The sequence below is a fragment of the Phormidium sp. CCY1219 genome, from assembly GCF_055795085.1.
On record NZ_JAYFEQ010000914.1, the window covers coordinates 1 to 10,677 of the forward strand.

9 protein-coding genes are annotated in these 10,677 nt (G+C 52.2%); 6 read left to right on the forward strand and 3 right to left on the reverse strand.

Features of this window, described 5'->3' with window-relative positions; genetic code table 11:
- A partial coding sequence (locus tag AC0QH1_RS30050; RefSeq protein ID WP_324635123.1) for a WD40 repeat domain-containing protein occupies positions 1-873 on the forward strand: 873 nt, incomplete at its 5' end.
- Between the two features lie 422 nt (positions 874-1,295).
- Here the strand turns inward: AC0QH1_RS30050 and AC0QH1_RS30055 are convergent.
- Positions 1,296-1,985: an RpnC/YadD family protein gene (locus tag AC0QH1_RS30055; protein ID WP_324635124.1), complete on the reverse strand. Its 690-nt coding sequence runs from the start codon at positions 1,983-1,985 to the stop codon at positions 1,296-1,298.
- Positions 1,986-2,617: 632 nt separating this feature from the next.
- Here AC0QH1_RS30055 and AC0QH1_RS30060 point away from each other — a divergent pair.
- Both AC0QH1_RS30060 and AC0QH1_RS30065 read left to right on the forward strand, forming a co-directional pair.
- A complete protein-coding gene (locus AC0QH1_RS30060; protein ID WP_324635125.1) occupies positions 2,618-3,394 on the forward strand; it encodes an SDR family oxidoreductase in 777 nt (258 codons plus the stop codon).
- Positions 3,395-3,975: 581 nt separating this feature from the next.
- Positions 3,976-4,212, forward strand: a complete 237-nt coding sequence (locus tag AC0QH1_RS30065; protein ID WP_324635126.1) for a hypothetical protein — start codon at positions 3,976-3,978, stop codon at positions 4,210-4,212.
- A 280-nt stretch (positions 4,213-4,492) separates the two neighbouring features.
- On the opposite strand, the gene AC0QH1_RS30070 is transcribed toward AC0QH1_RS30065, so the two are convergent.
- Positions 4,493-5,893: an aminopeptidase P family protein gene (locus AC0QH1_RS30070; RefSeq protein ID WP_324635127.1), complete on the reverse strand. Its 1,401-nt coding sequence runs from the start codon at positions 5,891-5,893 to the stop codon at positions 4,493-4,495.
- Between the two features lie 131 nt (positions 5,894-6,024).
- On the opposite strand from AC0QH1_RS30070, the gene AC0QH1_RS30075 reads away from it, so the two are divergent.
- Positions 6,025-6,474, forward strand: a complete 450-nt coding sequence (locus AC0QH1_RS30075; protein WP_324635128.1) for a DUF4332 domain-containing protein — start codon at positions 6,025-6,027, stop codon at positions 6,472-6,474.
- Positions 6,475-6,508: 34 nt separating this feature from the next.
- Here AC0QH1_RS30075 and AC0QH1_RS30080 read toward each other — a convergent pair whose 3' ends face one another.
- A complete protein-coding gene (locus AC0QH1_RS30080) occupies positions 6,509-7,129 on the reverse strand; it encodes a TetR/AcrR family transcriptional regulator (RefSeq protein WP_324635129.1) in 621 nt (206 codons plus the stop codon).
- A 166-nt stretch (positions 7,130-7,295) separates the two neighbouring features.
- Between AC0QH1_RS30080 and AC0QH1_RS30085 the strand changes: the two genes are divergently transcribed.
- Entirely contained in the window at positions 7,296-8,975 is a 1,680-nt protein-coding gene (locus tag AC0QH1_RS30085; RefSeq protein ID WP_324635130.1) for a M16 family metallopeptidase, read from the forward strand.
- The gene (locus AC0QH1_RS30090) at positions 8,975-10,468 is read left to right on the forward strand and encodes a M16 family metallopeptidase (RefSeq protein WP_324635131.1); all 1,494 of its coding nucleotides are present in this window, start codon (positions 8,975-8,977) and stop codon (positions 10,466-10,468) included. The genes AC0QH1_RS30085 and AC0QH1_RS30090 overlap by 1 nt, the downstream gene beginning before the upstream one ends.
- Positions 10,469-10,677 lie beyond the last annotated feature (209 nt).

A 10,677-nucleotide genomic window follows, 5' to 3' on the forward strand; every position in this document is an offset into this window, starting at 1 on the left:
GTAACCGCCGTGGCCCTCTCCCCGGATGGCCAATACGCCCTGTCCGGTTCAAGGGATAACACCGTGAAAGTGTGGGATTTACTCACCGGGGAGCCGGTGGTGACCTTTAGCGGCGACTCTCTCTTTATGGGTTGTGCGGTGGCCCCGGATGGGGTGACAATGGTAGCCGGCGATGGGTTGGGGGTGGTGCATTTTTTGCGGTGGGAAATAGATTCCTCCTTACTGCCACTCCCCCGCCGCTCTCCAGGGGCGGACAATCCCGCGAGTTTGTTTTATCGAGGCTTATCCTGGGCGCAGCAGGGACGGGGGGAAGAGGCGTTTGCCTGTTGGCAGAAAGCGGTCAACCTCCGTCCCGATGCTGCCCCCAGGATTTGGCAACAGGGGGGCAAAGCGCTGTTGTGGGCAGGAGAATGCTATGAGGAGGCAGCCCGCTGCTTTCAAAACGGGGTACAACTGCAACCAGACAACCCGGAATTGTGGAATGGGTTGGCGATCGCACAGCGGCGCGCTGGGGACGCAGAAGCCGCACTTTCCACTTACGATCGCGCTCTAGAATTGCAACCCGATGCCCCCTATCTCTGGGCCAATCGCGCTTATGCTTTGCGCACCTTAGGTTCCTATCCGGAGGCGCAGGCGAATTTTCACCAAGCCCTGAAACTCGACCCGACGTATGCGAATGCTTACTATAATCTCGCTTGTCTTTATGCGTTGCAAGGCAAGGTAGAGTTAGCCTTAGACCATTTGCGGCAGGCGATTGATTTCAACCCGAAATATCGCGAATTGGCGAAAACCTATACCGATTTTGATGGGATTCGCCAGGATACAAGGTTCCGGGCACTGATTGAAAATCGCGCTATTCCAGGAACTGATTGAAAGATGACGACGTGCGGTAGGGAGGGGGCCATGCTGTATCCGCTGGGTGGCGCGGGGGAGTGTTAACCCGCACCCCGCCCCCTATACTACAATTGTCAATCTGCAATTTACTGTCGCCTCCCGTGCATAGCCCCCCGGCAATTTCAATCCCCCAGTTTGCCCCTGTGGAGTATTTATGCAATTGTCAATCTGCAATATACCCTGACTTTTATTACCACAAAGTTTTAGAAATGTCAAGGGCAATATATAATGTCCGGAGAAATAATCGCCAAAAGGATTAGTGCCCCTAGGCGCACGATAGCCCTGTCGCGCATGGCTTACCCTAGAACCTGCAAAGGTGCGATTTCAATCGCCCGCGTTGATTCCCTCAATACGAACAGACCCTCTCCTACGCGGGCGAATTGAAAACAATTGTTCCGGGGTTAATCTGCTGTAGAATTGGCATCGAGGAGTTGCTCGAATTCCGCGATAGATGCAATCGAAATTGCTTGTTGCAGCAGTTGTTTGAGGGTAGGAATATCGGTGATTTGATTCACCCGCGCCCTCAGTTCCGAGGGTACCGAGTTAAACCGCACGGTCAACACTTCTAGGACCGCCTCGCGAGCAGTTTGTAGCATTCCTTCTTGGCGACCTTCTTGGCGACCGGCTTCCATTGCGCGGCGTTCGATATTGCTGAGAATTGGCATTTGTCGTTCCTCCTGATAGGCTTGGAGTTTGGTATCAAAACTTTGTTGGAGTGATTCGGGTAGGGTCATCATCCAGTCAAGTAGGCGAAATAACTTGATGATGTCGTTTTCAGTATAGCCTCGCTCGTAGAGGTTTTGCACTAATTCCCATTTCCAACGTTCTCGTTCCTCGGCGTTGCTGGTGGTGGCTTTGGTTTTTAAGTGGGCCATGACTAAGAAAGCGAAGGGATTGGGGCTTTCTTGCAGGATTGACCACTGATTTTCGTAGTCTAGGAGTTTGGCGGTGGGAAATTGAAAGTGCATGGAACAGCCACCGAGTTCGTACCTGTAGGAGTTGGGACGCCAGGAGGGGCGATCGTCTCCTAAGATGGCGAGGCTAATCACCTTTTTGTGAATGTCAAAGGAGCGGTAATGGTAGATATACATTCGTTCGGTAAATTCGGCATCTTCTTGACTCTGAATTTCGATATGAATAAACAGGTAAGCTTCTTGTCCGTTGCGTTGCCAAACTTGGAATAGTTTGTCTCCTTCGCGCTCTCCGGCGCTCCCGCTAGGGCTAATTTGTTGCAGTTCTTTGTCGAGGGATTGGTATTATCTGGTCCAGTCTATGAGCGAGTGAACCAGGGGGAAAAAGAAGTTGAGGAAGGCTTGCAGATAGTCTTCTATTGCTTCTTTCCACGGTTGGTTGTAATTGGCATTTGGGGTATCCACCCTGATGTCTCCCAATGTTTTTTGATTTGGTTTTATATTAACATGTAATTGTCTATTTTTAACAGCCATTTAGCAACTTTTTTTAATTACACGGGCGGTTGTGGACATAAAAAATCTGGGTTTTGTTCGGTTTGAATTAGCGTTTGTTTGCTCGATTTGGGAACTTGTAAATTGAATTGTGTGGAGGCGGATACTCGGGGAGGGTTGCCCAGGCGATCGCCTGGGAACGAGTTGATTTGGCGGAGTAAAGTAGGGCCAAATGGGGGAGGTGGATAGATAGCAGATGAGGAGTAAAATTGAGAGGTTGCAACGGGAGGATGTAAAATAACGAGGAGTTTTGCGGAAATATGGAAACCATGAACGATCGCTGGAATTTGAAGGAAAAAAAAGCCTTAGTCATCGGTGCTACCCAAGGGATTGGCTTAGCAGTGGCGAACGAACTGCTCTGTCTGGGTGCAGAAGTGGCCATTGTGGCCCGGAATGCGGAACAGATAGACCGACGAGTGGAAAGCTGGAAGGCGCGGGGATGGCAGGTGGAAGGCATTGCGGGGGATGCCTGCAGCGCGGACGATCGCCACCGCATCTGCGATCGCATCGGCGAACGGTTTGGCCATTTAGATATCTTGGTCAATAACGTAGGCACGAACATTCGCAAAAAAACCCTGGACTATACCCCAGAAGAGTACCAAGCGATCGTGCAGACCAATCTCACCTCTGCCTTTGAACTGTGCCGCCTGTGCTATCCTTTCCTCAAGCGAGCCGCGATCGCCAGCATTGTGAACATTGCCTCAGTGGCGGGGTTAGTGGCCATACCCACCGGTGCGCCCTATGCGATAACCAAAGCGGGGTTAGTACAACTGACGCGATCGCTCGCCGTAGAGTGGGCCGGGGACAACATTCGCGTAAATGCCGTCGCCCCCTGGTACATTCGCACTCCCCTCACCGCCCCGGTGCTCGACAATCCCGAGTATTTCGCCACCGTCATCGACAAAACGCCAATGCAGCGCGTGGGCAACCCCGAAGAGGTGGCCGGCTTAGTGGCCTTTCTCTCCATGCCTGCCGCCTCTTATATTACCGGACAATGCATCGCCGTAGATGGCGGCTTTTTAGCCAGTGGATTTTAATTTTCATTTAATTAAAAATCGCCAAACTTGTGATATTATACCTGATTTATTTTAGCAGATTGGAAAAGGGCGAAAACTGCAGTGAAAAAAATGATGCGAATTTCCTAAGCTGTGGTAGGCTAAAATTGACAAGACCATCCTGAAACCTTGAAGCAACTGTGACGGAGAATTGCATGACTTAAGGTGTGCCAAATTTCGCAATTGTCTTGGTGGCGATCCGCGCGCGAAATTGTTTTCTAACAGTTACCCGGGAAACTGGCAGCCAGCTAGACCCCCACCGAAGCAGCGCGAAACCGAGGAAACTCATATCGGCTTAACAACGAGGAGAAATGCATGGGCAATGCCATTTACCCTGATTGGTCTTACCCCTCACGGGTTTTTACCACATTTCAGTTCGGGGAAATGCAACATTGATTCACGAAAGTTTGCAAAAATTTGTAAAATTTATTGAGGAGATTTAGTAGCACAAGATGATGCAATTGTAAATCAAACCAGGGAAAGATTGCGGCCAACATTGGTGCGATTTAGCATACCTAATAGTTTTCCTTTATTTCTCAGTGTAGTGATTTCAGGAGTGCAAAATGGCAAAACATACACGACGAATCAATTCTGCCCTTCATGGGAGGTTCTTCTGCATGTCCATCCAGGTAGCAATCTGCTTGGCCGGCGTTTCTCAATCGTGGGAACCGTCAATCTTCTCCGAGGAGGTAAGCGCCAAAGCGGAAGCGGTAACCGTCGTGAAAGAAGAGTGCAAAGACGATGAAGACAAAAAATGCGATCACCATCGGGGAAGCAGTGAAGAGCGGTCTGCAATCTAATTGTTTATATTTAATAAATGCCATGCAATTCGATACGATCGCCCCGCTTTCGGGGAATTGCGAGTTAACGCCACAGCAAGCCACGGCGTAACCAAGGGAGAAAGAAACGGGAGAGATGGAGAAGGGAGATAACATAGACAACCAGGAAATTTAGAGGGAGGCTAGGCGTCGTCAGCCACAGGGGGGTTCTGGTGGACCGATGCAAAACGCTCTCCCTTGAGAAACGGAAACAGCAGAATCGGAGGGTGGGGAATCTCCACCCTCCGCCCAGTTTTCTCGCCTAAGATCCGCTTTGCACGATTTGCTCGATAGTGTCAGCTTGAGTGGGAATGTCGGCGGTGAAGACTTCCCGACCATTTGGCGTCACCAACACATCATCTTCGATGCGGATACCGCGCACGTCAGAGAAGTGAGCTAACTTATCCCAGTTAACCACCGCATCGTAGTGCGATCGCCGTTGGGGGTCTTGCAAAATAGCCGGCACCTGGTAAAAACCCGGTTCGATAGTCACCAACATCCCCGGTTGCAACCGACGGTGAAGCCGCAGGTAACACAACCCGAAGCGATCGCTGCGTTGGCGGCCCGCTGCATAGCCGGCCACATCCCCCAAATCCTCCATATCGTGGACATCCAAGCCGAGCAAATGGCCCACCCCGTGGGGGAAAAATAACGCATGAGCGTCCATTGCCACCAAATCCTCCGGATTCCCCTGCAAAATCCCCAAATCCACCAAACCTTCCGCCAGGATGCGCGCTGCGTGCAGATGCACCTCGAGATATTCCACATCCGGACCGACCTGTTCGATGCAGGCATCATGGGCCGCCAGCACCACATCGTAAATATCCCGCTGCGTCGGAGAAAACTGACCCGACACCGGCCAAGTGCGCGTCACATCCGACGCCCAGCCAGTTGCCGTTTCCGCGCCCACATCGGCCAGTAACAAATCGCCAGGGTGTAACCGATGATGATAGCGTTCGTTATGCAGCACCTCCCCATGAACCGTAACGATACTGTTGTAGGCAACCGAAAAATTCTGAGACAGGATAGCGCCTTCCATCGCCCCGCGCACCATCGCCTCAGTTTTCGCCTCCCGGGTGGACTTCATGCCGATTAAATGGACTTGCACCGTACAGGCGGCAGCTTGGCGCAACTCCTTGAGCGCCGGTTCATCGTGGGTGAGGCGCAACTGAGCGATCGCCTTTGCCAGTTGCAGGTCCAAGGCTTCATCCGGATTTGCGGCATCGGGAGCGGGAGACACCGGGCGATCGAGCACCCGAGACTGTGCCGCCAGAGTCTTGCCATCCTGCACGGCGATCGTAGCCGCCCCCCGCGCCCGGGAAGCTAACTCCCACAGGGGAAACGCCGCATCCGCCCCGATCGCCAGAGCAATTTCCTCCCGTTTTGGCGTCACCCCATGCCAGAGGGTACTTGCCGGCGAGGGGTCATCCATAAACAATTCCAGCTTCCCCTCCGCCAAGCGAATCGCCGCATTTTCCACCGGCACCCAGGCAAAATAGAGAAAATGACTGCTAGGGCGAAACCGGAAAACATTCGCCGGAAAATTGCGCGACGAGGGACTTCCCGACCATAAAATCGCCGGAAAATCGATCGCGCGCGCCAATTTTTCCCGCCGATCGCGCAATACAGCGTCCAGAGAAGCCGTCGAAGTTTGAGTTTGCATGATGAATCGATGTTATTTTATGATTTGAGCGGGGCGATCGCACAACCGCCCGAGAGAAATTGACCCACCCATGTACACCGGGTTTATAATTAAAATTTAATCCGTTAGCAAAATCTTACCAAAATGTGGGGATGAAAAACCATACCGGGGCGAAAAACAGCCCGATAAAACCCTCTAACTGGCCATTAGAAAACCTGCCCGGATTGAGTGGAGAATACCGCGATCGACTCGTTGCCTGTGGCATTACCACCACCCGGCAACTAATCCGAAAAGCAAGCAGCGAAGAACAAAAACTCGCCCTTGCCAACCAATTAAAGATTCACATCCAACATATTCGCAAATGGGTGGCGATGGCACAGCTTGCCTGCGTGCCCAGCGTCGGTTGCCAATACTGCGGACTGTTGCTGCACGCCGGGATTGCCTCCGTCAACCAACTTGCGGGAGTACCGATCCACCGACTGCACCAACAACTGAAGCGGGTGCAAGTCAGCACCATGCACAGAAGAGATTTGTGTCCCTCGATAGATCGCGTCACCCAATGGATTCAGCAAGCGAAAGTGCTGTCCAATTGCCACCGTTAAACGCCAAAGGAGAACCCAGACAGAAGCCAAAAAACTACTCCGGTTTAGCTAAAACCCCATTGAGAAAAATATCCGCCAAGCCTTCAGCCATTTGCTTGAGCGCTTCTGGGGAGGAATCCTCACTAAACATGGTTTTTTCGCTAAATCCAGCCACAGCAAACATGCCTAAAAACACATGAGCCACCAAGCGGGGATTCATGGGACGATAAATGCCTTTTTCCATTGCCGTTTCAAAAAAAGCCTCAGCCACATCCGTCATTTTGGCAATCACTTCTTCTTGGATGCGATCGCGCAATTCCGGGTGAAACTGAGCCTCCAGGAAACACACCCGCAGCAAATCCCCATTCTTGTGTAGATTGAGCATTCGCCGTCGCATCACCTGGGCCACCGCCTTGTAGCTGCCCATTTCGCTGAGTTCCGTGAGCAGATCCGTGAGGATTTCGACCCATCCTTCCGTAGCCAACTCCACCAAAATAGTTTTTTTATTGCCAAAATGACGAAAGAGGGTACCCTCAGCCACACCAGCAGCTTGAGCCAGATCCCGAGTGGTGGTGCTGTTGTAGCCTTGGTGGGCAAACAAGCGCTGCGCCGCCTGTAAAATTCGGGTGCGCGTATCGCTATCCGTCGGTTGTGGTTGGGGAGTAAATAGTTTCATCTTCGAGTAGATAATGAGTAGAGGGCAAAAAATATTCTTGCGTTGGTTTTATTGTCTAACGCAACCCGAGTGAATTGCCGAAACTTTCACAGATTGTTAACTTTCCCCTCGTGGGTAAAAGGAACCATTGATGCTAGAGAGGACGTAAAAACGCCGCAATCCGTTTATGAGTAGACTCAAAAAAATACCTGGATTTTTCCCCATCGCCCGCCTGTGGGGCAGAGTTTTCCCACCAAACCCGAGGCGATGCTTCTTTTATCCTAACCAAAGCCGCGATCGCCGCCCCCGGAGGCAGGGATTTCGCGCCCGCCCCCTGATTGTCGCCCTAGTCATCGTCGCCCTGCTGTGGACCGGGATTCCCGGTTCCGCCGCCATAGCGCGAGAGCGATCGCAAACCACCGCCGCCGAATCCATCCAACCCTACCTCGATCGCGTCATCGAGAAAGTCACCGAATTCACCCTAGACAATGGCCTCAAATTTATCGTCTTAGAACGACATGAAGCCCCCGTCGTCTCCTTTTTAACCTACGCCGACGTGGGCGGGGCCAACGAACCAGAAGGCAAAACCGGCGTCGCCCATTTCCTGGAACACCTCGCCTTTAAAGGTACCCCCCGGATTGGCACCCGAGACTATCAAGCCGAAAAAGAACTCCTCGACCAACTCGATCGCGTAAATGCGAAAATCGAGACAGCGCGCGCCGCCGGCAAAACCGCCGAAGTGGAAAAACTACGCCTGGAATTCGACAAACTCGAAACCGCCGCCTCCGCCTTGGTGGTGCAAAACGAACTGGGTCAAATCGTGGAACAAGCCGGCGGAGTGGGACTCAATGCCACCACTTCTGCCGATGCCACCCGCTATTTTTATAGCTTTCCCGCCAATAAGCTCGAACTGTGGATGTCTCTCGAATCCGAGCGCTTCCTCGAACCAGTCTTTCGGGAATTTTATAAAGAAAAACAAGTCATTCTCGAAGAACGAAGAATGCGGACCGATAACTCCCCAATTGGCAAAACCATCGAGGTGTTTTTAGACAACGCCTTTCAGGTGCATCCCTATCGCCGCCCGGTGATTGGATACCCCGAAGACCTGAAAAACATGACCCGTCAGGACGTGCGGGAATTTTTCGAGACCTATTACGTGCCGAGCAACTTAACCATCGCCGTGGTGGGAGATGTGGATCCCGACGAAGTGCAGGGACTGGCGGAAATTTACTTCGGGCGCTACAAAGCCCAACCCGCCCCCCCGGAAGTCACCGCCGTGGAGCCACCCCAAACCGAACCGCGTCAGGCGACGGTGCGCTTCCCCTCTCAACCCTGGTATCTGGAAGGATACCACGCCCCAGGTATCGACCATCCCGATCGCCCGGTGTATGAAATCATCGCCAGCATTCTCAGCGATGGTCGCACCTCGCGCCTGTATCAGTCTCTCGTGGAAGAACAGCAGGTAGCGCTTTCGGCGCAGGGGTTTAGCGGGTTCCCCGGGGATAAATATCCCAACTTGATGTTGTTCTATGCCCTCACCGCACCGGGTCACACGGTGGAGGAAGTGGCGAACGCATTGCACGAACAAATCGAGCGCCTCACCGAAGAACCGGTATCGCTCCAGGAGTTAGAGCGGGTGAAAACCCAAGCGAGAGCGCAATTGCTGCGATCGCTCGATTCCAATCAGGGGATGGCCAGTTTATTGGTGGAATATCAAGTGAAAACTGGGTCGTGGCGCAATCTGTTTGCCAAATTAGAACAATTTGCCGCCGTTACCCCCGAGGATGTGCTGCGAGTATCGCGCGAAACCTTCCGTCCCGAAAACCGCACCGTGGGACTGCTGTTGCCACAGGAGGAAACTAACTAATGTCCAATGCAATCACCAAACGCAAGAATAAAAGCCGCAAATATCTCGTCTGGCTGCTTCTCGTCCCCTTGGCGCTCGTCTTGTTCGCCTTGTTTCCGGTGACGGCACAACCGGCTAAACATTATACGGAATTAGAGTTTCCTCCCGCACCGGAAGTTAAGCTACCCGACTATACCCGCTATCAACTGGATAACGGTCTGGTGGTGTATTTAATGGAAGACCGGGAATTGCCCCTGGTCAGTGGTCGGGCGTTGTTTCGCACCGGCGATCGCTTCGAACCGGACAGCGAAGTGGGACTGGCACAAATCGTCGGGGAAGTGATGCGAACCGGTGGCACTAAGTTTCATTCCCCAGATGAGTTGAATCAAATTTTGGAACAAAAAGCGGCATCGGTGGAAACCAGCATCGATACTACCTCCGGATCGGCAAACTTCAATACCTTGAGTGAAAATTTACCGCAGGTGTTTGGATTATTTGCCGAGGTGATTCGCTATCCGGTTTTTGCAGAAGAAAAAATCGAGTTGGCGAAGACGCAACAAGCCGGTGCGATCGCGCGGCGCAATGATAATCCCAGCGATGTGGCAATGCGCGAATTTCGCAAGTTGATTTATGGGGAAAAGAGTCCCTATGCCCGCACGGTGGAATATCGAACTTTGGAGAATATTTCTCGCCCCGATGTGGTGGGGTTTTACCAGAAGTATTTTGCTCCGAACAATACGATTTTGGGAATTGTGGGCGATTTCGATACCGAGGAAATGCGATCGCTGATTGAAGCGAAATTCGGCGACTGGAAACCGGATCCGAAATTAGACCGACCCACAAGCAATTTGCCCCCGGTGACGCAAGCAAAAAAAAGCGGTATTTTTCTCGTGAATCAGCCCCAGCTTACTCAGAGCAATATTCAACTCGGGCATCTGGGGGGAGAATTGAAAAATCCCGATTATCCGGCAATATCGGTACTCAATGGGGTGCTGAATGGATTTGGCGGACGGTTATTCAATCAGATTCGATCGCGTCAAGGATTGGCGTATTCCGTGTATGGTGTCTGGAGTCCGCGTTACGATTATCCGGGAATGTTTATTGCCGGCGGATCGACGCGATCGGATGCCACGGTTCCATTTATTGCCGCAATGTTGGAGGAAATCGAACGCATCCGCACCGAACCGATTACGGAAGAAGAGTTAGAATATGCCAAAGAATCGGCGTTGAATTCTTTTATTTTTAATTTCGCCGACCCCAGCCAAACCCTGTCGCGCTTGATGCGATATGAGTATTATGGATATCCGGAAGATTTTATCTTCCAATATCAGCGCGGCGTTGAAGAAACCACCATCGAAGACGTGCAGCGAGTGGCGCAGAACTATTTAGCTCCCGAGCAGTTGGTGACGCTGGTGGTGGGCAATTCTACCGCGATCGAACCGCCGTTAACCAGTCTCGCCCCGGAAACGAATGTAACCGCTATTGATATCACAATTCCGGATCCGAGCAGTTGAAAACTCCCTGTGGGGTGGGCGCATTGCCCACCTTATACTCTTTTCCTCAATCCGTGGGCAATTCCCACCCTACATCACATCGACCTAACCCCACTCGTTCCCAGGCTCCAGCCTGGGAACGCTCTTTCCGAAGCTCCGCCTCGGAAAGGGCAAAAGATTCACCAGAGACGATATTATACCACCAACTCGTCCAACTCGTTCCCAGGCTC